Genomic DNA, 22,568 nt, shown 5'->3' on the forward strand with positions numbered 1-22,568 from the left:
TTTCAGATTTACTATCAAAGCATTGAAACGACTGAATTTCAAATAAGGCCTTTTCATTAAAGAACGACGAAATTGCGTGACCCATCCCATCACATTCAATGACCCGACCTTAATGTTGCTTGATTCAAAAATTTTTCGAAACTTTAGCGAATTTTAAAGCAAGGCCGCGATGGTAAACCAATTGCTAACCGACAGGTTCTAAATTGAACGTTCAACGGTTCGATCCGGAATTTTCTGCTGGCTCAAATTCAACACAGGATGGTATTAATTGAATAATGCAATCCGGAGCGGGCAGAATCCAGGTCGAAGGGAAACGCGCCGGTATCGGCTAAATTTGATTGCAGAAGGGAAACACAGAATGCTGCGATTTCCATTCACGGTGGGCCAGACGATGAAGCTGAAAGCAGCTGCAACGGTTGCGATAGCTGTGCTCGCCTCAACGCTGACGACCGGTTCCGCACTGGCTGATGCGAAATTTCGCCAATGGGTCGCCAGTTTTCGCCCTGTCGCCATAAATGCAGGTGTTTCGCCTTCCACGTTCGACCGCGCATTTCGCGGCGTGGATGCGCCAGACCCGGTCGTGCTGCAGAAGGCCCGCTATCAGCCCGAATTTACCGAACCGGTCTGGAACTACGTCGATAACCGCGTGAACGAACATTCCGTTTCGGTCGGCCAGAACATGGCGCGCAAATGGGGTCCGTGGCTCCAGCGCATCGAACAGCGTTTCTCGGTCGATCGCAATATCCTGCTCGCCATCTGGTCGATGGAGAGCAATTACGGCGAAATTCTCAAGCGTGATGACGTCATGCGCGATGCCGTCCGTTCGCTGGCAACGCTTGCCTATGCAGACCAGCGTCGCGCCAAATATGGCCGCACACAGCTGATTGCTGCAATGAAGATTCTCCAGACCGGCGATATTGACCGCGGCCATCTTTCCGGTTCCTGGGCCGGTGCGCTCGGCCACACACAGTTCATCCCGACGAGCTATCAGGCTTATGCCGTCGATATGGATGGCAATGGCAAGCGTGACATCTGGAATTCGATCCCAGATGCGCTGGGCACAGCGGCCAACCTCCTGCATCGCAATGGCTGGCAGCCAGGCCGTAGCTGGGGTTACGAAGTAGCCTTGCCACAAGGACGCAAGTTCCCTTCCGGCTCACTCTCGATTGCCGAATGGCAGAAGATCGGTCTCGTTCGTGCCAACGGACGCGCCTTCCCCGATCCGAGCGAAAAAGCAACGCTGAAAGTGCCGGATGGCCGTCAGGGGCCCGCCTTCCTGATGACAAAGAATTTCTTCGTCTTGAAGCGCTATAACAACGCCGACAAATACGCACTTGCTGTCGGCCTGCTTGCCGACCGCATCGGCGGCTATCAGGGACTTCGTCAGGACTGGAATCGCCCATTCACGCCGATTACCATGGACGAGAGGCAGGAATTGCAAACGCATCTGAAAGCGCTCGGCTATTATGACGGCAATATCGATGGAAAGATCGGCTCCACTTCGCGGGCGGCCATCGAAGCCTTCCAGCAGCGCAACGGACTTCAGCCGGACGGTCATCCGAGCAAGGAAGTTCTGTCGGTCCTGCGCCGTCGCTAGACTGTCGGGTTAAATTATCAAATGGGGCGCGCTTCTGATCAAGTGCGCCCCATTTTGTTTTTCCAAACAGCCAAGCTAATATACAGGCCATGAAGGCAAGACTGATGCGCGAAAATCGGATTGGGAGACGAATGGTGAACGCTGCTGGCGTCCTGCTGGCAGTCGCAGCTCTGCTGTTCTCAGGCATCGTCACGGCTTCTGCACAGGAACGTCCGCGCACGCTTTTCGATCTCTTGTTCGGCTCGCGGCAGGCACAGCCACAGCGCCAATATCAGCAGCCCGCTCCACAACGCGCCCGGCCAAAGGCGAAGCGGCCCAAGACCACCTCTCCCGCTTCACGACCGACGCCACCACCGGCTGCGACCCCGGCAGTCGAGTTCGTCGAGAAAAAGCCAGATGCCAAAAAGGTTCTTGTTGTCGGTGATTTCATCGGCAACGGTCTGGCCGAAGGCCTTGATGTTGCTTTCGCGTCGGACCCCGATCTTCAGGTTGTAACCCGGATAAATGGCTCCTCCGGCTTTGTGCGCAATGATCATTTCGACTGGCCCGACAATATCGGCAAGATACTGGACGAGGAGAAACCGGCTGCTGTCGTCGTGATGATCGGTTCCAACGACAGACAGGCAATCACCGAGAAAGGCTTAAGTCTGCCAGCCCGATCCCCGGAATGGAATGAAGAATATCAAAAGCGCGTCGCCGCCTTCATCAAGGTGATCAACGACAAGCATTTTCCTCTGGTGTGGATAGGGCAGCCACCCTTTCGCCCGAAAGGCATGTCGCAAGATATGCTGGCGCTCAATGAAATCTATCGCACCGCCACCGAGAAGGCGGGCGGAAAATTTGCCGATGTCTGGGATGGTTTTGTCGATGAGGATGGTAATTTCACCCAGACCGGCTTCGATATTAACGGTCAGACCGCGCGTCTGCGCGGCAATGACGGCATCAACATAACTTCGGCAGGCAAGCGCAAGCTCGCCTTCTATGCGGAAAAGCCGCTTCGCGCCTATCTCGGCGGTGCAAAGGAAGAGGACCAGCCCCTGCCCGCGGCAGGCACGCATGACCCGTCCAAGCCGGTTGATCGCGTGGCACCGGTCAGCATTCGGGACGTTGATAAGGACGAAAGCGGCGTTTTGCTTGGTGGCAACATCGCAGCGCGTCCGCAAGCCACACGGCCAGCCCGGACTGAGAGCAAACCTTCACCCGGACGAGCGGACGACTTTTCCTGGCCACAAAAGAGCTCAAATCCCTAAATTATTGCCGTTCCTCAATAGGATTGAGCTATCAGCTGATTGATAGTCCGCGCCTTTCTCTATCCGATATGATTCTAATTGCTACATTCTGCGCTGTTCACAGGAGCGTTCGCATCGTCTATCAGAAGGCGCCGTCTGGCTGAAAAGGCTGGACAGAAAGGGCGCTTTTCCTCGCGCGAGCGGGAGTAGTTTCCAGCGTCCGCCAGAAACAAGAGGCGTTTGAATGAATATCGCATCAAAGCCTTCTGTCGATCCACATCGGGAGGAGGAACCCCATCTTGCACGCAATCTGTCCAACCGACACCTGCAGCTGATCGCCATTGGCGGCGCCATCGGCACCGGCCTTTTCATGGGTTCGGGCAAGACCATTTCGCTGGCAGGCCCTTCGATCTTGCTGGTTTATGCCGTGATCGGCTTCATGCTGTTCTTCGTCATGCGCGCATTGGGCGAAATCCTGCTGTCCAATCTCGAATATCGCTCCTTTGCGGATTTCGCAGGCGATTACCTAGGGCCGTGGGCACAGTTCTTCACCGGCTGGACCTATTGGCTTTGCTGGATTGTGACCGGTGTGGCCGACGTGGTTGCCGTTTCGGGCTACGTCTCGTTCTGGTTCCCGGAACTGGCGCTCTGGATACCGGCGCTCGGACTGATCTTCACGCTTCTGGCGCTCAATCTGCCGACCGTGCGCAATTTCGGTGAAATCGAATTCTGGTTTGCCCTCATCAAGATTGTCGCCATTGTCGGGCTGATCATCGCAGGCGTGTATATGCTCTCGACCGGCTTTACGCTTCCGAATGGAAGTCAGGCATCGGTCGCCCATCTGTGGAACCATGGCGGGTTCTTCCCCAATGGCTTCCTCGGCTTCGTTGCCGGTTTCCAGATCGCGGTTTTCGCCTTCGTTGGCATCGAGCTCGTCGGCACCGCCGCCGCTGAAACCAAGGACCCGGAGCGCAATCTGCCCAAGGCAATCAATTCCATCCCGATCCGCGTGGTACTGTTCTATCTCGGTGCGCTGTTCGTCATCATCACCGTCATTCCGTGGGATCAGGTCGATCCGAATTCAAGCCCGTTCGTCGCCATGTTCTCGCTCGCCGGTCTCGGCATCGCAGCCCATGTCGTGAATTTCGTCGTGCTGACTTCAGCAACGTCGAGCGCAAATTCCGGCATCTACTCAACCTCGCGCATGATCTACGGCCTTGCCACTTCCAAACTCGCGCCGAAAGCGCTCGCCAAACTCAACAAGCGGCAAGTACCGGTCAATTCGCTGTTCTTCTCGTGCGTTTTCCTGCTCGCAGGCGTGGTTCTGCTTTATGCTGGCCAAAGCATCATCGAAGCCTTCACCATCGTCACGACGATTTCGGCGCTGCTCTTCATCTTCATCTGGTCGATCATTCTGGCGTCTTACCTGCAATATCGCCGCAAGCGCCCGGACCTGCATGAAAAGTCCACATTCAAGATGCCCGGCGGACGCGCAGCCGTCGTGATGGTCTTCGCTTTCTTCGCCTTCATTCTCTGGGCGCTGGCGCAAGAGCCGGACACTGCAGCCGCGCTGAAAGTCACGCCGCTCTGGTTCGTGCTTCTCGCCGTCGCGTATCTGGTGATGAAGTCGCGACGCAGCCAAGGCTAAAAACAAAAAGCCCGCCAATCTGGCGGGCTTTTCATTTCTGAGTCTCTCTTAGCGCGGTAGAACGGAACTACCCATCAAATCAGCATCGATGGCGTGCGCTGCCTGACGGCCTTCGCGGATTGCCCAGACAACCAGCGACTGGCCGCGGCGCACATCACCGGCTGCATAGAGCTTGTCGACATTGGTGCGGTAGTCACGCTCATTGGCCTTGACCGACTTGGAGCCGCGACGGTCGGTCACGATGTCGAGCTTTTCGCCCAGTTCCTTGACCACGCTGTCTTCTGCCGGTCCGGCAAAACCGATTGCGATGAAGGCCAGATCGGCCTTGATGAAGAATTCCGTTCCGGCAATCGGCTTGCGCTTTTCATCAACCTGACAGCACTTCACATGGGTGAGGCGGCCGTCTTCGCCGATGAACTCCAGCGTTGCCACCTGAAACTCGCGGGAAGCACCTTCCGCTTGGCTGGAAGAGGTACGCATCTTGGTCGCCCAGTAAGGCCAGACGCTGAGCTTGTCTTCCTTTTCCGGCGGCTGCGGACGAATATCAAGCTGGGTAACATTGACCGCACCCTGACGGAACGCCGTGCCCACGCAGTCCGAGGCGGTATCGCCACCGCCGACCACAACGACATGCTTGCCGCCTGCCAGGATCGGAGCCGAAGTCCAGGCAACGGATTCGATATTTTCGCGCCCGACGCGGCGATTCTGCTGAACCAGATAAGGCATGGCATCATGCACGCCTTCAAAATCTGCACCCGGAATACCCGCCGGGCGCGGCGTTTCCGAGCCACCGCTGTAAAGCACGGCATCATAGGTATCAAGGAGACCGCGCAACGGCTTGTCGACGCCGATGTTCACACCGCACAGGAAGCGAACGCCCTCGCCTTCCATCTGCGCGACGCGGCGGTCGATGAGGTGCTTTTCCATCTTGAAATCTGGAATACCGTAACGCAACAGACCGCCGGGGCGGCTTTCGCGCTCATAAACATCAACCATGTGACCAGCACGGGCCAGCTGCTGCGCAGCGGCAAGGCCAGCCGGTCCAGAACCGATGATGGCGACCGACTTGCCCGTCTTGTTGGCGGCTGGCTGCGGCACGATATGGCCGAGCTCATAGGCCTTGTCGCCCAATGCCTGCTCGACCGTCTTGATCGCAACCGGCGTATCCTCGAGGTTCAGCGTGCAGGCTTCCTCGCAAGGAGCCGGGCAAACGCGACCCGTGAATTCCGGGAAATTGTTGGTCAGATGCAGGTTACGGATCGCCTGATCCCAATTGTTGTTATAGACGAGATCGTTCCAGTCCGGGATTTGATTGTGCACCGGACAGCCCGTCGGGCCATGGCAGAACGGAATGCCGCAATCCATGCAGCGCGCCGCCTGCTTCTGCACTTCGCCATCCGTCATCGGAATGGTGAATTCCCGGAAGTGACGGATACGATCCGACGCTGGCTGGTACTTCGCTACCTGCCGGTCGATTTCAAGAAAACCAGTTACCTTACCCATTCTCTTACTCCCCTCGGCCTGCGACCAGCGCGTGGTCGGCTTTGCCGGAAGTTGCCCTGTCTGCCGCATCATCTTCCAATGCGCTGGCATGCAAGGGCGTTGTTATCTCTCATGTGGCTAAGGGCACCCGACCCAAAGGCCGGGTTCCACTTTTCAGGATCATGTCCTATTCAGCCGCGACACCGATCCGCATACGCTCCATGTCTTCCAGAGCACGGCGGTATTCGACCGGCATGACTTTCACGAATTTGGGACGATAGCTCTCCCAATTGTCGAGAATATCTTTCGCCCGCGTCGAGCCGGTGTAATGCAGATGATTGGCGATCAGCTGCACCAGACGTTCCTCGTCATGATGGGTCATGTTGGCCGAAACGTCCACACGGCCCTTGTGCATGAGGTCGCCGCCATGGTGATGCAGCTTTTCGAGGATGTCGTCCTCTTCCGGAACCGGTTCCAGTTCGACCATCGCCATATTGCAGCGCTGGGCGAAATCGCCTTCCTCGTCAAGCACGTAGGCGACGCCGCCCGACATGCCGGCCGCAAAGTTGCGACCCGTCTGACCGATAACCACGACGACACCGCCGGTCATATATTCGCAGCCGTGGTCGCCCACGCCTTCCACAACCGTGACCGCGCCGGAGTTGCGGACGGCGAAACGTTCGCCTGCAACGCCGCGGAAGTAGCACTCGCCTTCAAGCGCACCGTAGAGCACGGTATTGCCGACGATGATGGAGTCCTCGGCAACGATACGCGTGTCTTCCGGTGGACGGATGACGATGCGGCCACCCGAAAGGCCCTTGCCGACATAGTCGTTGCCATCGCCGATCAGCTCGAACGAGACGCCGCGCGCCAGGAACGCACCGAAAGACTGGCCAGCCGTACCGCGGAGCGTAACGGCGATGGTGTCTTCCGGCAGACCCTTGTGACGGAAGCGCTTGGCAACTTCGCCGGAAAGCATCGCACCGGCAGAACGGTCGACATTCTTGATATCGATGTCGATCTTGACCGGCTGGCGGTCTTCCAGTGCGGGCATAGCCTCGGCAATCAGCTTGCGATCAAGGACATCCTCAATCGGGTGATGCTGACGCTCGGTCCAGTAGATCTCGTGCTTCTCGGCTTCAGGCTTGTAGAAGATGCGGCTGAAATCGAGACCCTTGGCTTTCCAATGGTCGATCATGGCCTGCTTTTCCAGAAACTCGGTCTCGCCGATAATCTGTTCCAGCTTGGTGAAGCCCATCTCGGCAAGCAAGGCACGCACCTCTTCCGCCAGATAGAAGAAGAAGTTGATGACGTGTTCCGGCGTACCCTTGAAGCGCTTGCGCAGAACCGGGTCCTGCGTTGCCACGCCCACCGGGCAGGTGTTCAGATGACACTTGCGCATCATGATGCAACCGGCAGCAATCAGCGGAGCGGTCGAGAAACCGAACTCATCCGCACCGAGCAGCGCGCCAATAATGACGTCGCGACCGGTGCGCAAGCCGCCATCGACCTGCAATGCCACGCGGGAGCGAAGCCCGTTCAGCACCAGCGTCTGGTGGGTTTCGGCAAGGCCAATTTCCCAGGGACTTCCGGCATGTTTCAGCGAGGTAAGCGGCGAAGCGCCCGTACCGCCATCATAACCCGACACGGTGATATGGTCGGCACGCGCCTTGGCAACACCGGCAGCAACCGTGCCCACACCCACTTCCGACACCAGCTTGACCGAGATATCGGCAGCCGGATTGACGTTCTTCAGGTCGTAGATCAGCTGCGCCAGATCTTCGATCGAGTAGATGTCATGGTGCGGCGGCGGCGAAATGAGGCCGACTCCCGGCGTTGAGTGACGGGTCTTGGCGATGGTCGCATCGACCTTGTGACCCGGCAGCTGACCGCCTTCACCCGGCTTTGCACCCTGCGCAACCTTGATCTGGATCAGATCGGAGTTGACCAGATATTCCGTCGTCACACCGAAACGGCCAGAAGCCACCTGCTTGATGGCAGAGCGTTCCGGGTTCGGCTTGCCATCCGGCAGTGGATAGAAGCGATCCGGCTCCTCGCCACCCTCGCCGGTGTTCGATTTGCCGCCAATCGCGTTCATGGCGCGGGCCAGCGTTGTGTGGGCTTCTCTGGAGATTGAGCCGAACGACATTGCCCCTGTCGAGAAACGCTTGACGATTTCCGTCGCCGGTTCGACCTCATCGATGGAAACCGGCTTCAGACCGCGCTCTTCGGCGAAACGAATATTGAACAGGCCGCGAATAGTCTTCGCCTGCGCCGACTTGGAGTCGAGCATACGTGTATATTCAGTGAAGGTCTCCGGGTTGGAGGTGCGCACTGCATGCTGCAGTCTGGCGACTGCATCCGGCGACCACAGGTGGGCCTCGCCGCGCATACGGTAGGCATATTCACCGCCAACTTCCAGCGAGGTCAGGAGAACCGGATCGCTGCCGAAAGCGTCGGTGTGGCGACGTACGGTTTCTTCCGCGATTTCATCGAGACCAACGCCTTCAATACTCGTTGCCGTGCCGAAGAAGAACTTGTCGACAAAGCCCGTCTGCAAACCGACGGCATCGAAAATTTGCGCGCCGCAATAGGACTGATAGGTCGAGATGCCCATCTTGGACATGACCTTGAGCATGCCCTTGCCGATGGACTTGATGTAGCGCTTGACCACTTCATCCTCGTCCACTTCCGGCGGGAACTCGCGACGGCGATGCATGTCGAGCAGCGTGTCGAAGGCGAGATAAGGATTGATCGCCTCGGCACCGTAGCCAGCGAGGCAGCAGAAATGATGTATTTCGCGCGGCTCGCCCGATTCCACCACCAGACCGACCGAAGTGCGCAGGCCCTTGCGGATCAGGTGATGGTGCACGGCTGCCGTCGCCAGCAGCGCCGGGATCGGAATGCGATCCGGACCAACCTGACGATCCGACAGGATGACGATGTTGTAGCCACCGTGAACAGCCGCTTCGGCACGGTCACAAAGGCGTTCGATGGCGCCGTGCATACCGGCTGCCCCTTCACCCGTATTGTAGGTGATGTCGAGCGTCTTGGTGTCGAAGCGGTCTTCCGTGTGGCCGATGGAACGAATCTTTTCCAGATCGCCATTGGTCAGGATCGGCTGGCGCACTTCCAGACGCTTGCGGCGTGACGTGCCGACAAGGTCGAAAATATTCGGACGCGGGCCGATGAACGAGACAAGGCTCATCACCAGTTCTTCGCGGATCGGATCGATCGGCGGGTTGGTGACCTGCGCGAAGTTCTGCTTGAAATAGGTGAACAGCATCTTCGACTTGTCGGACATGGCCGAAATCGGCGTATCCGTACCCATCGAACCGATGGCTTCTTGACCGGTCGTGGCCATGGGCGACATCAACAGCTTGGTATCTTCCTGCGTGTAGCCGAAGCTCTGCTGCCGGTCGAGAAGGCTCACATCCTTGCGCAGCGCACGTGGTTCGACCGGATTGAGGTCTTCCAGAATGAGTTGCGTGTTGGCGAGCCACTGCTTGTAGGGATGCTTCTGCGCGATCTGGGACTTGATTTCCTCGTCCGAAACGATGCGGCCCTCTTCCATATCGATCAGCAGCATGCGGCCCGGCTGGAGACGCCACTTCTTGACGACTTTCTTTTCCTCGACCGGCAGAACACCGGCTTCCGAAGCCAGAATGACGAAATCATCGTCCGTCACGATATAGCGCGCCGGACGCAGGCCGTTGCGGTCGAGCGTCGCGCCAATCTGGCGACCGTCCGTGAAAGCCACCGCTGCCGGACCGTCCCATGGTTCCATCAGTGCTGCATGATATTCATAGAACGCGCGGCGTTCATCCGACATCAACTTGTTGCCTGACCATGCTTCCGGGATCAGCATCATCATCGCATGGGCAAGGCTGTAGCCGCCCTGATGCAGGAATTCGAGCGCATTGTCGAAGCAAGCCGTGTCCGACTGGCCTTCGTAGGAAATCGGCCAGAGCTTGGAAATGTCGTTGCCGAACAGTTCCGAGTCCACCGAAGCCTGACGCGCAGCCATCCAGTTGACGTTACCGCGCAGCGTGTTGATTTCGCCGTTATGCGCAACCATGCGGTATGGGTGCGCCAGACGCCAGGACGGGAAAGTGTTGGTGGAGAAGCGCTGATGCACCAGCGCCACCGCGCTTTCGAAACGCGGGTCTTTCAGATCCTGATAATAGGCACCGACCTGATAAGCGAGGAACATGCCCTTGTAGACGACCGTACGCGCCGACATGGACACGACATAGAAGCCCTTATCGTCGCCGTCATTTTCCTGATAGATACGGTTGGAAATGACCTTGCGCAGAACGAACAGACGGCGCTCGAAATCGTCATCCGTCTCCAGCATCGGATTGCGTCCGATGAAGACCTGAACGTGAAACGGTTCGGTTGCGGCAATATCCGGCGCCTTGGAAAGGGACGAATTGTCGACAGGCACTTCGCGCAGGCCGATAAAGGTCTGGCCTTCGGCAGCGATGACTTCCTTGACGATCTCTTCAATATGGGCACGCAATTCTGGATCGCGCGGCATGAACAGATAGCCGACGCCGTAATGACCGGGCTGCGGCAGATCGATGCCCTGGCGCGCCATTTCCTCGCGGAAGAAGCGATCCGGAATCTGCACGAGAATGCCGGCGCCATCGCCCATCAGCGGGTCGGCACCAACCGCACCACGATGGGTGAGGTTTTCCAGCATCTTGAGGCCGTTTTCAACGACCTGATGCGACTTCTTGCCCTTCATATGCGCAATAAAGCCAACGCCGCACGCATCATGTTCGTTGCGCGGATCGTAAAGTCCTTGCGCTGCGGGCAAACCCGCCGCTGTCGTTTTTCGCGTCGTTCGGTTGGGAGCGGTCGTCGCAGCTTTGACCGTTCCGTTCTGTACGTTGTGAGAAACCACATTCGATACAGATGGCGTCAAATGCGTCATCGTCATTCCCTCCGTTTGGCCCTCATCATGAGGTGCGCGATCAGTATATACCGAGATGGTGTGACAACCATCCCGCCGTTGCTTTACGTATAAAGGAAGCCTTATCGACAAGGCGTTGGACGAGGTCCCGGGCGAGCGGCAAAGCCGGTGCGAGGAACGATGTTTAGCGCCTTATTCTCATCAGGCTTGGACAGACGACACTCAGCCCACCAGAAAATGGCGTACTAGAATTCCTCCTGTCGCGGTCGGGGCGCCTGTTACCGCCAGGCTATGTGCCTGCCAGTACGGCGCCTCTTTCTGAAACTTTTCGGAGAGCGTTGTGTCGCTTCCGTCTGCATCAGCGTTTAATTGGACAGCATTGCTGTCCTAATTACGTATGACAGAATTCAAATTGCCTCACAAGATGGAAACGCAATTTTTCTCAGCAGCTTCCGTAATAAAATATCAAAAGCTGTGATTTTACTGGATTTTAATTGCGTTTAGTGGCCATTGCGTCAGTTTGGCGCGCTTTTGCCTGCCCCTTGAATGCCTAAAAAATAGGCATGTTGATGACATTTTTCGCGCAAGCCGGACCTTAACCGCTTCTGTCAGACAGGTTATAGAAACATCGACTGTGCGACAGCCCATTCAACCCATCTGGAGGAACACGTGCATTTTGCGTCAGACAATTGGGCAGGCGCCCACCCGAAAATCGCCGAGAGCCTTTCGTTGCATGCTGCAGGTTTTGCGGCAGCCTATGGCGCAAGCGAACTCGACAAGCGCGTCGAGCAGCGCTTCAACGAATTGTTCGAGCGCGAAGTGGCCGTCTTTTTCGTCGGCACCGGAACGGCCGCCAACTCGCTGGCGCTGGCCAGCGTCAACCGTCCGGGCGGCGTTTCGCTGGTGCATCGCGAAGCGCACGTCATCGAGGATGAATGCGGCGCGCCTGAATATTTCACCGGCGGCGCACGTCTGCATCCGATTGACGGCGCGCATGGCCGCATCGACCCCGAACTTCTCAAGCGCGAACTGAAGCGGTTCAATCCGGCTTTCGTTCATGCTGGGCAGCCCATGGCCGTCAGCATCACGCAGGCGACCGAAGTTGGTACGCTCTACCAGCCCGAACATATCGCCACCATTTCCAAGATCTGCCGCGATGCCGGTCTGCCACTGCATATGGACGGCGCACGCTTTGCCAATGCGCTTGTTTCGCTGGACATGACACCAGCCGAAATGACCTGGAAACAGGGCGTGGACATCGTTTCCTTCGGTGGTACGAAAAACGGCTGCTGGTGCGCCGAAGCATTGGTCTTCATGGACCCGGCCCGCGCCAAGGACCTACCGTTCATCCGCAAACGCGCAGCACAGCTCTTTTCCAAGACACGCTTTGTGGCAGCGCAATTCGATGCTTACCTGCGAGACGATCTCTGGCTGGAACTGGCACGCCACTCCAATGCGCTCGCCGCGCGCCTCGCCGGTCATATCAATGCGTCGAGCCAGATGCGCCTTGCCTGGAAGCCGGAAGCCAATGAGGTCTTCGCCATCATGAAACAGTCGGTCTATGATCGTCTGCGCAATGCCGGAGCGATTTTCTACGACTGGAACCCGCCGCATTCGGAAGTGAACCGCATCAGCGACGGCGAAATTTTCGCCCGCTTTGTGACGAGCTTCGCCAACACGGAAGAAGATGTCGACCGGTTCGCCGACTTGATCGCCTGACGCTCTTTCGTATCTGTCAAAATGAAAAAGGCGGCGCTTCAAGCACCGCCTTTTCTTATTCATTCTCAACCAAGCTTAATGCGCGGTTTTCGCCTCGATCTGCTGAGCGCTGTCGGAGCCAGCCTTGGCAACTTCGATCTTGCGCGGTTTCATCTGTTCTGGAATCTCGCGCTTGAGATCGATGTGCAGGAGACCGTTCTTGAGGCTCGCACCGGCGACTTCAACGAAGTCGGCAAGCTGGAAACGGCGCTCGAAAGCACGTGAGGCGATACCACGATAGAGAACTTCACCGATATCGGAAGCATTTTCATCCGCCTTCTGACCCTTGATCGTCAGCAGGTTGCGATGCGCTTCGATTTCGAGTTCACTTTCGGAAAAGCCCGCGACCGCCATGGTGATGCGATAGGTGTTCTCACCCGTGCGCTCGATATTATACGGCGGATAGGACTGGTTACCTTCCGGCGAAGCGAGCGTATCAAGCATGGAGAAGAGCCGATCGAAACCGACCGTGGAACGATAGAGCGGGGAAAAATCTACGTGACGCATGTATTAGCCCTCCTTTAGAGCGACATGATGCTTGTTTCAGCATGATCTGTTCCGAAGAGCGCTGAGCGCATTCGGGACCATACACGGCGGCGAAACTCCCTTATGGCGAATTCCTTGATGCCGGCGGCCCCTTCCAGGCGACCGCAAAACTCATTTGGGAATGGTTCTTTTTCATTTCAAGGCCGCGTGCGCGCGAAGCTTGCGAAACACGGGCTGTCACGCCGCGTAATAACTCCTGATCAATAGGGGCCTACATTTTGGGGGATTCGCCGCACGATGAACCCAAAATGAACATCATCTTTGGCGAGCGTTCAGCCGCTTGGGGCTAATGTCCCACCATGCCTGCTGCAAAGCGGGTTCATTAAAGGATCACGGTTATGAGAAAAGCTGTTCTCGCTTTTGCCGCACTTGCTACCGTCGCGACAGGGATTGCGACACCCACCCTTGCAGCCGATAGCGGCCTGCGCGTTCAGATTCAATATTACGATGATGACGGCTATCGTCCGCCGCGTCCATATCCGGGTCCACGCCCTGATTGGGATGGTGGCCCGGATCGCCGCCCGGGCTGGGGCGACGATTATGGTCGTCGCGACATCATGGGACCGCGTCGTATCGCACGCTCGCTGGAACGCCGCGGCTATGATGTCGGCGACATGCGCCTTAACCGCGACACCTATTTCGTGCGCGCCACAAGGCCGAACGGCCGCCGCGTCATCGTCATGGTCGATGCCTATTCAGGCCGTATTGTCGGTGAACGCCGCCCTGGCGGATACTGAGCACCGTCTTCAAATTTTCTCTACAGACCAGCTGGTGTAACGTCCCTTGCACCGGCTGTTCTTTGAGCCGGAAGTTCGTTCTCGAACTTCCGGTTACTTTTTATCATCAATTGCCCCATTATGCTGGAGTCCCATATCCCAATCTGAAGCAGAAAGGTTCGCAATCGGATGTCGGAACTACTTTTCGAAACCGATGCGAATCCGATTCCGCACGGGATCAAGGCTGGCCTGCTTGAAGCGAAGGGCGGCAAGACCCTGCGCTATGCCATTCTGAAAGCCGACGCAAAACCGATACGGGGAACCGTGGTCCTGCTTCAGGGACGTAACGAATTCATCGAAAAATACTTCGAAACCATGACCGATCTGACCGCGCGCGGCTTCACGGTCGTAACTTTCGACTGGCGCGGACAAGGCGGCTCGCACCGGTTGCTGAAGGACCGCCAGCGCGGCTATGTCCGCAGTTTCGAAGACTATTCCGACGATCTCGACCTTATCCTTGACCAGATCGCCTTGCCTGACTGTCCTCCGCCCTTCTACATTCTCGGCCATTCCGCCGGTGCGCTTGTGGCGCTTTCTTCGATGGGCAAACTGACATCGCGCATCAGCCGCATGGTGCTGTGCGCGCCCTTCATGGGGCTTGATGGGCAAAGGCTCAGCGATGACAATGTACGCCGCATCGCCTCCGCCTTTCGATGGCTCGGCCTCGGCCAAGTTTACGCATCCGGCGGACGCAGACTGGCTTCGCGTCCCTTTGCAGGCAATCCGCTGACCAGCGACCCGGCACGCTTCATGCGTAATATGGAAATTCCACGCCTTCACCCGGATCTTGCGCTTGGCGGTCCGACCGCCCGGTGGCTCTGGAGCGCTCTCGAAACGTCTCGGCGCATCAATCAGCCGGATTTCTATAATGGACCCACAGTACCGGTCCTCATCGTTGCCGCTGGCGCAGACCGCGTGGTTTCCACATCGGTGATCGAACGTTTTGTCGCCCGCACGCGCAATGTCTCACTGACCACAATTACCGGCGCACGTCATGAGATGCTTCAGGAAGCCGACTTTTATCGTGAGCAGCTCTGGGCCGCCTTCGATGCCTTCATTCCAGGCTCGTCCGAGGTCGAAACCATGCCGGAGACCATTGAGCCCTTGGCCTCCGGTATTTAGAGCGATTTCGCCTGCCGTAGAAGCATTGAAATCGCTCTAAATGTTTGTTTTTACGCATTATCCGACGCAAAACCGCTTCGCACTTTTGCTGGAAATGCTCTTATCAGCTATTCAGCAAATCAAGCGCTGCCCTGTGCAGTTCAGGAGAAGCTGCGGCGACAACATCGCCGCCCTTTTCCGCCGGGCTGCCATCGCGTTGCGTCACCACACCGCCAGCCTGCTCAATCAGCGGAATGAGAGCGACAATGTCATAGGGCTGGAGACCCGCTTCAACAACAATGTCGGCAAAACCGCTTGCGAGCATGGCGAAGGCATAGCAATCAACTCCATAGCGGGACAGACGCACCGCGCTTTCCAGCCGATCAAATCCCTTGCGGCTTTCACCCTTGAAAAGAGCAGGCGTCGTCGTAAACATCGTTGCATCGGCCAAGGTTGCATTCTTGCGCACCGACAGACGGCGAGGCGCGTCTTCGCCGCCATTACGCGCGAGATAAGCACCATTACCATCGCTGTAGAACAACTCGCCGGTGAAGGGCTGCGACATCATTCCCGCCGTGGCATCGCCATCGACAGTCAGTCCCAAAAGCGTGCCCCAGACCGGCAGGCCGGAAATGAAAGCACGGGTCCCATCAATGGGATCGATGACCCAGACATGGCTGCGGTCAATATTCTCCGGCCCGTATTCTTCCCCAAGAATACCATGGTCGGGAAAAACACTGCCAATAACAGCACGAATCGCACGCTCCGCCGCCCGGTCCGCTTCGGTCACCGGATCGAAACCAACGCTATATTTGTTGTCGATTTCCGTCAGCTGACGAAAACGCGGAAGCGTCTGAGCAGCTGCCGCTGCAGCCACTTCGGAAAAAAATGCCTTATTGATCAGCAACCCCGAACTCCTGTTTCCAACACATGGCGCATACTTATGCAAACCAAGCTAATTTTGCCTACATAATGAGCACAATTAAATTAGCCCAAAAAATATGCGCATTTTCTTGACGTTACCGCCATTCGGACGTAACTTAAATCCCAGACAGGTTTTCCTGTCGATGCCTTTCGGGGCATTTCCTCCCTAGTCTTTGACCGCGCTCGTATCGTTCGGGCGCGGTTCTTTTTATCTGCGAGAGGCGCTCGTCGGAACGGATTATTCTGCGGCCAGAGGCGGCGCGATAAAGAGATCGTCCGGCAGGGATGTCAGGTCGCTCAGAAACCCATGCAGATCGGCACAGAGCGTTTCGAAACCGGCAAGCTTATGCAGGTTCTGCTCGTTCACATAAAGACTGCGATTGATTTCAATCTGCAGGGCATGACACGCCATAGCAGGCCGCCCGTAATGCTCCGTGATGAACCCGCCCGCATAGGGCTTGTTGTGCGCAACAGTGTAGCCCAGATCCTGCAACAGATCGATGGCAGCCTGCGTCAGCCTTTCACTGCACGAGCGACCGAAACGATCACCGACGATGAAATCCGGACGCGATCCAACTTCGCCGGGCCGTGCGCCGCCGGGCATCGAATGGCAGTCAATCAGAACCGCATAACCGAAACGCTGACGGGTGGACTTAAGCAGTGCATCAAGCGTCTGGTGGTAAGGCTTGTAGAGGTCTTCGATACGGTAAAATGCTTCGGCGAGCGGAATGCGCCCCGGATAAATCAGCTGACCCTCACCGACCAGACGCGGCACCGTGCCAAGCCCGCCTGCAACGCGCGCCGACTGACTATTGACGAAAGGCGGCAATGGCTCGGCGAACATGCGCGGATCGAGTTCATAGGCTTCGCGATTCACATCGAGAAACGCACGCGGAAAATGCGCCTTGAGCAAGGGCGCACCGAGCCGCATGGCGGAAGCAAAAAGCTCATCGACATAACAGTCTTCCGAATGACGTATGCTCAAGGCGTCGAGACGCGACGCTTCGACGAAAGAATGCGGGTAATAGCGTCCGCTATGCGGTGAATTGAAGACGAACGGAATGCGCTGTTCCGCCGGAGCGCATATCTCGAAGGGCGGTATCAGACTAAAATCGCGCTCCAAACTCATTCTTCACCCGTTTTCGGCCGGAACATTCAGGCCATTCGACGACGATCCACGTCAGTATTATAACAAATTACGTCAGGCGGCCCATGCGTGCAAATGGCTGGCAGCCGAATCTTCCGGCCTTTGCATGGCGTGCATATGCGACAATCCTGTCACACTGAACAGCTTGTTGCCAAATACGCGCCATAACAATTAACATTCGCGCGAGCATTCATTCCATATTTACCAAAGAAGCGTTTTCTACGGTGGATATTGAGTCGTTAAGGGTCAGCTTTTGGGCGATGAACACGACACAGAATTCGGACGGAACAATGAAGAGAATCCTTCTAGCTGAAGATGACAATGATATGCGCCGCTTCCTCGTCAAGGCGTTGGAAAAAGCCGGCTATCACGTGACGCACTTCGACAACGGCGCGAGTGCCTATGAAAGATTGCAGGAAGAGCCTTTCTCCCTTCTGCTGACCGATATTGTCATGCCGGAAATGGACGGCATCGAACTGGCGCGGCGCGCGACAGAAATCGACCCGGATCTGAAGATCATGTTCATTACGGGCTTCGCCGCTGTCGCCCTCAACCCCGATTCGGACGCGCCGCGCGACGCAAAGGTGCTTTCCAAGCCGTTCCACCTGCGTGATCTGGTGAACGAAATAGAAAAAATGCTGATCGCCGCCTGAGGCGATCCCACTGATTTGCGGCTCTTTGTTTTGTCATCAACAAAAAGACGAAAAAACTTCATAAAAGGGCATTGACGGGCGCAACGCGATATGGTGTATGCGCCACATCGAATGGGCGTGTAGCTCAGCGGGAGAGCACTACGTTGACATCGTAGGGGTCACAGGTTCAATCCCTGTCACGCCCACCATTCGATCTCATTGAAACTGTTAAGATAATTTTTGCAAACTGAACGTTTGCGCCCAGAATGAGTTTAGCTTAGCAACACGCTAGCAACTTGAAAATTATGATAGCTTTTTGGTACTAACGCAGACAAACGCCGACTCCTTAGCGCGGCTGATTTTCCCTGACGTTCCTTCTGACGATCGGTATTCAATCGTCACATCTCATTGCCAGTCGGGATACTACCCGTCTATCGTGAAATCCAGCAGTTGATACCGATATGATGATCCGGGAGCAAAGCTCGCAATCAGCACACGGCCTTTCTCATGAAATGCTGCATCACATTTGATTAGCGTAGTACTGATGCCACGCTCGCCTATGGGCCGTTCATTGGAACCATTTGGACGGGCCTTTCGTTTTTCCTGTTTCTCTGGCCTTGGTGCTGATGTCTACAGAGAATGGATTGGGTCCATTTCGACCCGAGAGAGCGACAGTGAGAAATTTTGAGAAAGCTCGTGTCCAAATGGTGGAGCAGCTTGTCCATCGCGGTATCCATGACACGCGCGTGCTGGAAGCGATGGGCACATTGGCTCGTGAGAAATTCATCGATGAAGGCTTTATCGAGTTTGCCTATGAAGACACACCTCTACCAATCAAAAATGGCCAAACGATCTCACAACCATATATGACTGCCTTTATGATTGCATCGGCGCATCTGGGTGGGGGTGAACACGTTCTCGAAATTGGAACAGGCTCCGGCTACGCTGCGGCGATCATAGCACAGATTGCCGGTCAGATATTTACTGTCGAACGGTATTCCACCCTTGCCGAAGCCGCGCAACAACGCTTCGAAGACCTCGGCTGCGATAATATCCATGTGCGCACGGGCGACGGCAGCAATGGTTGGCCAGAAGAAGCTCCTTTCGACGCGATAATTGTTGCAGCGGGTGCTCCGGAAATCCCCTCCCCGCTCAAAGAGCAGCTCAAACCAGGCGGGCGGCTCATCATACCGGTCGGCAGTATGGCGGGTACCCAGCGCCTTTTGTGCATCACCCATAAATCTACGGAGGAATTCGACGAGGAAGATCTCGGCGGTGTGATGTTCGTACCGCTTGTGGGAAATAAGGCCTGGCCCGACATGAACTGATATGATTTTGGCCGCGAAGAACGGGAGAAGACCATGATAGAAAACGGATACAAACTTCACAAAAATGGCGATGGTACGTGGTCGGTGATTGACGCTTTCAAGGGTAATCCGATCACGTTCGAAGGCAAGCTGCAGATCGCATTGAACGAAGAAGAGGCAAAGCGGGTTCTCGACTGTCTCAACAGACAGAATCTCGAACGCCACCCCGAAGACGGCAGCGGACGATTACCTTGATCCCTCAGCGCGCTTGAAACACGAAGTGATCAAATGGGGCTATCTTAAATAGTCTGGAAGCGTATCGTCGATGCTTCGGAAAGGAGAAGGAGATGCCGCTCTTCAACGAAGCGAGCCGCATTTATAAGCCAGAAGAAGTGAACTTCATGCGCAGCTGCTTTTCCAACGCCGCGATCATTCTTGAAGAAAGCGACAGGGAATATGCTGCGACTGACCTTTCGTCTGCAATCGTTATGCTTTACCAGAACGGGCTGAGGGATTTGAACTACATCGCGGAACTGGCGTCGCGACTTGCTCACAAGAGATATATGGAGCGTCACCTTGATACGCCCGTCGCAGCGAATGTGAACGTTCTGCCCGGTTCGAAGGCTCCTTCCTGAATTCCGAACCGAACTAGGGTTTGCGGGTTAGTTGCAATCAGGAATTCTGCTCAGCATCTATAAACTTGTTAAAGCGGCTATCCTCCGTTTCTTCGTAGAAAAAAGCCAGCTTTCTATCGTCAAAGATGGCGAAGAAATCATCCCAATTGATTTCCTCCAGATTCTGGTCTTTTTCTGCGAAATCGATACGCAATAGACCGCCTTCACTACCGGTTTCCACCATTGCGGGCCGCCCATTTCGGTCTTCAACCCACTGGCGGATCTCATCGTGGTCACGTGTGATCTGAGCCATGGTTCTACCCTTCCGCTTTAAATTTCTTTGCTTCTTCAAGCAATCTTTGTCGATCTCTTCCAAAACGCTCGATCAACTGCCGAGCCTGCAGCGGAGAAATATCCGAGTTCTCGGCCAGGAACTTGATGTCTTCATCATCCGTCAGTGGGGTAGTTGATTTCTCGTTCATGATTGATCCTCATTTCTGGTGAGCGGGCGCCTGCACCGGCTGGTCGCCGCCCGTGCCGGTCTCTGGTCGGTCATTTTCTACCGGCGGCTTGGTCTTCTGGTCGGCGGAACCTATGGCGGGAGGTGTCTGGATGCCTTGCTTTTGCGTTACCGATCCACCACCGGTCAGGCTCCACCCGAGAAGGAGAAGGAGCAGAACTGCCACTATGACTAATACGAAGCGCGGAAAATATCGGAGCGCTCGCGGCGAAGCCTGTCTCTCCCCTCGTTCACGTTCTGATCGCTTGTTCATGACCACATCCATGAGACTATAAAATATCCGATGACAACCACGGCAATGATGAACCACCAGACCATGTAGGCTGGACCTTCACGCATCTGCGTAGTTTTTCTTGCGGATCGCGCATTCTCTTTCGGTGGCCATGCGCGCAGGCCGGACGCATGACTGGAAGCATTGCTATCATCGGGTTTTACCGGAGCCGCTAACGGCCGTGTCCCGTGATCTTCAGCCGGTTGAGCGCTGCCGCCAGCCTCTGCATCTGTTTCCATTGGCGCTACCGCAGGATCAAAGCCGGGAACCTTGTCGCCGGTTTCACCCCGTTGGATCGCGCCTCTTGCGCGAGCGCCAGAGCTTTTATCCGGTGGAACTGTTTTCATCATTATGGGCCTCTAAGCTCCAACCATGAGGAAAACCAATTGTTCCGCAGAATTTCATTGCTTCAACCTTGCCATTTCCCGCTCCATCATTCGGTGCTCCTTTTCACTCAATGAAACAATCCGAGGTTTGAAAGGTTGGGCCGCCGTCTCAATAAACGGAGGGTTCCATGAAACACGATCCGAAAACCGGCACCACCGATCAGAAGCCGAAATGGGAAGGCCAGCCCGAAAACCGGCCTCGTGGTTACGAACCCGCTGACGACGATCCCGCAAAGAAACGCGATGCCGCGGGGCACAATCTTGCCGATCCTGACCGCAAAAACCTTGCTGATGCGTTGAGTGAACCCAAGCACACCAGGAGAAAGGGAGGTGGAAAATGACAGTATCTTCCCTTCCTCCCCTCAAAGCTATCGCGCTCAATGCCACCTTGAAGCGAAGTGCAGACCAGAATCCATCTTCGACCGACAGGATGCTACATTATCTCGATACACATCTTGTTCCTTATGGCGTGCAAACGGAGCATGTGCGGCTGAGTGAATTCAACATCGAACCCGGCGTTACATCGCGCGAAAGCGAAGACGACGAGTGGCCGGCACTCAGAACCAAAATCCTCGATGCGGATATTCTTATTTTCGGCACGCCGATCTGGCTCGGTCAACCATCAAGCATCTGCAAGCGCGTGCTGGAACGTATGGATGCATTTCTTTCAGAGACCGATGATGCCAACCGAATGCCGTCTTACGGGCATGTCGCCGTCGCGGCAGTGGTTGGGAACGAGGACGGGGCACATTTCGTGTCATCCCAGCTCTATCAGGCGTTGAACGATGTGGGCTTCACCCTGCCTGCCAACGGCGTAACCTACTGGGTGGGCGAGGCGATGCAATCAACCAATTTCGTCGATCTGGGAGAGGTACCCGAAACAGTCGTTTCCGCTAACAAAATACTGGCTGCCAATTGCGTACATCTGGCACGATTGTTGAAGGCCGCTCCTTATCCCGGTTCATAATAACAGGAGGGTGGCGCGCAAAGCATTGTCGGCTGGCCCGGATTGACCGGCCCGGGTGATGGATGTTCAGGTATAGGAAGGGGCGGTATCTGTTCAGGTTCGTCGGGACTGAACGGCCCCTTATCTGGTTGCGGAATGGTCTCCGGCGGCTCAACCGGAATGCCTTCAGGTTCATTTTCAGGAATTTCCGGCGGGTCGGACGCTGCCCCGGAACCCGCAGATAAAGCGATCGTCCACCATTCAGCGATATAGATTTTCACTGGTCCCTCCCTTGTCCAAAGCAGGTTAAGTCCGATCTGGTTTGCCGTAAGCCTTGCGCAATTCTTCCTTGGCGGTTTCCAGCACTTGTTTGCGCGTTTCCGGCAAGTTCTTGCCAGCGCGGTTGATGTAGAAGGTCAGCATGGACATGGCCGAGCGAAACGGTTCCGCCTTGCGTTTGTGGCTCTTGTCAGCCGAGCGTTTCAGGGAAGCTGCGATTTCCTTCGGATCATCCTGCTCGAACACATGCGGTTCGATATCTAACGCGTCGCTGTGTTCGGTCACGTCGGCTGACCATTTCTTTGCCTGGACCATATCAAAACTCCTCTGTTGCAAGTTTCGATAACCGTCGAGGGCAGTTCATGTTCCCCTTTCACTGCTCTACAGCCGTGACCCAGGATTACGCGCAGCTTCGCAAAGCTTCCTGCTCTTATGGAACAAAGTATCTGCCAGCTTGTTCCGGACCATTATTAACCACCCGGGTCTT

General features: G+C 56.1%; 23 protein-coding genes and 1 tRNA gene. 14 read left to right on the forward strand and 10 right to left on the reverse strand.

Annotated features, from left to right (window positions below):
* The first annotated feature begins 358 nt into the window (after window positions 1-358).
* From AC1RHM_RS05895 to cycA, 3 genes are all read left to right on the forward strand, one after another.
* The gene (locus AC1RHM_RS05895) at window positions 359-1,597 is read left to right on the forward strand and encodes a lytic murein transglycosylase (RefSeq protein ID WP_012093563.1); all 1,239 of its coding nucleotides are present in this window, start codon (window positions 359-361) and stop codon (window positions 1,595-1,597) included.
* A gap of 131 nt (window positions 1,598-1,728) precedes the next feature.
* Entirely contained in the window at window positions 1,729-2,847 is a 1,119-nt protein-coding gene (locus AC1RHM_RS05900; protein WP_343723836.1) for an SGNH/GDSL hydrolase family protein, read from the forward strand.
* Between the two features lie 223 nt (window positions 2,848-3,070).
* Window positions 3,071-4,474, forward strand: a complete 1,404-nt coding sequence (gene cycA / locus AC1RHM_RS05905) for a D-serine/D-alanine/glycine transporter (RefSeq protein WP_010660664.1) — start codon at window positions 3,071-3,073, stop codon at window positions 4,472-4,474.
* A gap of 48 nt (window positions 4,475-4,522) precedes the next feature.
* Here the strand turns inward: cycA and AC1RHM_RS05910 are convergent, their stop codons facing one another.
* Both AC1RHM_RS05910 and gltB read right to left on the reverse strand, forming a co-directional pair.
* Complete coding sequence (locus AC1RHM_RS05910; RefSeq protein ID WP_010660663.1) at window positions 4,523-5,977, reverse strand: glutamate synthase subunit beta; 1,455 nt, start codon at window positions 5,975-5,977, stop codon at window positions 4,523-4,525.
* A gap of 166 nt (window positions 5,978-6,143) precedes the next feature.
* Entirely contained in the window at window positions 6,144-10,895 is a 4,752-nt protein-coding gene (gltB, locus tag AC1RHM_RS05915; RefSeq protein ID WP_010660662.1) for a glutamate synthase large subunit, read from the reverse strand.
* A 648-nt stretch (window positions 10,896-11,543) separates the two neighbouring features.
* Between gltB and AC1RHM_RS05920 the strand changes: the two genes are divergently transcribed.
* Window positions 11,544-12,593, forward strand: a complete 1,050-nt coding sequence (locus AC1RHM_RS05920; RefSeq protein WP_043062000.1) for a threonine aldolase family protein — start codon at window positions 11,544-11,546, stop codon at window positions 12,591-12,593.
* Window positions 12,594-12,668: 75 nt separating this feature from the next.
* Here AC1RHM_RS05920 and AC1RHM_RS05925 read toward each other — a convergent pair whose 3' ends face one another.
* A complete protein-coding gene (locus AC1RHM_RS05925) occupies window positions 12,669-13,139 on the reverse strand; it encodes an Hsp20 family protein (protein ID WP_010660660.1) in 471 nt (156 codons plus the stop codon).
* 377 nt (window positions 13,140-13,516) lie between these two features.
* Here AC1RHM_RS05925 and AC1RHM_RS05930 point away from each other — a divergent pair, with 377 nt between their 5' ends.
* Together AC1RHM_RS05930 and AC1RHM_RS05935 are read left to right on the forward strand one after the other, a co-directional pair.
* Entirely contained in the window at window positions 13,517-13,915 is a 399-nt protein-coding gene (locus tag AC1RHM_RS05930; RefSeq protein WP_010660659.1) for a hypothetical protein, read from the forward strand.
* A 168-nt stretch (window positions 13,916-14,083) separates the two neighbouring features.
* On the forward strand, window positions 14,084-15,076 hold the full coding sequence (locus AC1RHM_RS05935) for an alpha/beta fold hydrolase (protein WP_043061999.1): 993 nt from the start codon (window positions 14,084-14,086) through the stop codon (window positions 15,074-15,076).
* 103 nt (window positions 15,077-15,179) lie between these two features.
* Here AC1RHM_RS05935 and hisN read toward each other — a convergent pair whose 3' ends face one another.
* Together hisN and AC1RHM_RS05945 are read right to left on the reverse strand one after the other, a co-directional pair.
* On the reverse strand, window positions 15,180-15,962 hold the full coding sequence (gene hisN, locus AC1RHM_RS05940) for a histidinol-phosphatase (protein WP_043061998.1): 783 nt from the start codon (window positions 15,960-15,962) through the stop codon (window positions 15,180-15,182).
* 255 nt (window positions 15,963-16,217) lie between these two features.
* A complete protein-coding gene (locus AC1RHM_RS05945) occupies window positions 16,218-17,108 on the reverse strand; it encodes an N-formylglutamate amidohydrolase (protein ID WP_166942327.1) in 891 nt (296 codons plus the stop codon).
* Window positions 17,109-17,416: 308 nt separating this feature from the next.
* Between AC1RHM_RS05945 and cpdR the strand changes: the two genes are divergently transcribed.
* From cpdR to AC1RHM_RS05970, 5 genes are all read left to right on the forward strand, one after another.
* Window positions 17,417-17,779, forward strand: coding sequence for a cell cycle two-component system response regulator CpdR (cpdR, locus tag AC1RHM_RS05950; RefSeq protein WP_002966536.1), 363 nt, complete (start codon window positions 17,417-17,419; stop codon window positions 17,777-17,779).
* A 113-nt stretch (window positions 17,780-17,892) separates the two neighbouring features.
* Window positions 17,893-17,967 (forward strand) — tRNA-Val (locus tag AC1RHM_RS05955).
* Between the two features lie 372 nt (window positions 17,968-18,339).
* Window positions 18,340-19,086, forward strand: a complete 747-nt coding sequence (locus AC1RHM_RS05960; RefSeq protein WP_235920914.1) for a protein-L-isoaspartate(D-aspartate) O-methyltransferase — start codon at window positions 18,340-18,342, stop codon at window positions 19,084-19,086.
* A gap of 33 nt (window positions 19,087-19,119) precedes the next feature.
* Window positions 19,120-19,320: a hypothetical protein gene (locus AC1RHM_RS05965; protein ID WP_036588034.1), complete on the forward strand. Its 201-nt coding sequence runs from the start codon at window positions 19,120-19,122 to the stop codon at window positions 19,318-19,320.
* A 92-nt stretch (window positions 19,321-19,412) separates the two neighbouring features.
* Window positions 19,413-19,700, forward strand: coding sequence for a hypothetical protein (locus AC1RHM_RS05970; protein ID WP_151665128.1), 288 nt, complete (start codon window positions 19,413-19,415; stop codon window positions 19,698-19,700).
* 37 nt (window positions 19,701-19,737) lie between these two features.
* Here AC1RHM_RS05970 and AC1RHM_RS05975 read toward each other — a convergent pair whose 3' ends face one another.
* Both AC1RHM_RS05975 and AC1RHM_RS05980 read right to left on the reverse strand, forming a co-directional pair.
* A complete protein-coding gene (locus AC1RHM_RS05975) occupies window positions 19,738-19,992 on the reverse strand; it encodes a hypothetical protein (RefSeq protein WP_151665129.1) in 255 nt (84 codons plus the stop codon).
* A gap of 4 nt (window positions 19,993-19,996) precedes the next feature.
* A complete protein-coding gene (locus tag AC1RHM_RS05980; RefSeq protein WP_166942330.1) occupies window positions 19,997-20,161 on the reverse strand; it encodes a hypothetical protein in 165 nt (54 codons plus the stop codon).
* Between the two features lie 18 nt (window positions 20,162-20,179).
* Between AC1RHM_RS05980 and AC1RHM_RS05985 the strand changes: the two genes are divergently transcribed.
* Window positions 20,180-20,374, forward strand: a complete 195-nt coding sequence (locus tag AC1RHM_RS05985) for a hypothetical protein (RefSeq protein WP_155269254.1) — start codon at window positions 20,180-20,182, stop codon at window positions 20,372-20,374.
* Window positions 20,375-20,448: 74 nt separating this feature from the next.
* Here AC1RHM_RS05985 and AC1RHM_RS05990 read toward each other — a convergent pair whose 3' ends face one another.
* Entirely contained in the window at window positions 20,449-20,820 is a 372-nt protein-coding gene (locus AC1RHM_RS05990) for a hypothetical protein (protein WP_071630645.1), read from the reverse strand.
* A 164-nt stretch (window positions 20,821-20,984) separates the two neighbouring features.
* Here AC1RHM_RS05990 and AC1RHM_RS05995 point away from each other — a divergent pair, with 164 nt between their 5' ends.
* A complete protein-coding gene (locus AC1RHM_RS05995; protein ID WP_151665131.1) occupies window positions 20,985-21,197 on the forward strand; it encodes a hypothetical protein in 213 nt (70 codons plus the stop codon).
* Window positions 21,194-21,823: a flavodoxin family protein gene (locus AC1RHM_RS06000; protein WP_151610352.1), complete on the forward strand. Its 630-nt coding sequence runs from the start codon at window positions 21,194-21,196 to the stop codon at window positions 21,821-21,823. Before AC1RHM_RS05995 ends, AC1RHM_RS06000 begins: the two co-directional genes overlap by 4 nt.
* On the opposite strand, the gene AC1RHM_RS06005 is transcribed toward AC1RHM_RS06000, so the two are convergent.
* Window positions 21,808-22,083 (reverse strand): chitin-binding protein, encoded by a 276-nt coding sequence (locus AC1RHM_RS06005; protein WP_151610351.1) that lies wholly within the window; start codon window positions 22,081-22,083, stop codon window positions 21,808-21,810. The two genes, AC1RHM_RS06000 and AC1RHM_RS06005, sit on opposite strands and share 16 nt — an antisense overlap.
* Window positions 22,084-22,108: 25 nt before the next feature.
* Window positions 22,109-22,396, reverse strand: coding sequence for a DUF3175 domain-containing protein (locus AC1RHM_RS06010; RefSeq protein WP_012093580.1), 288 nt, complete (start codon window positions 22,394-22,396; stop codon window positions 22,109-22,111).
* Window positions 22,397-22,568 lie beyond the last annotated feature (172 nt).

The sequence above is a fragment of the Brucella sp. GW823-FHT04E01 genome, from assembly GCF_058796175.1.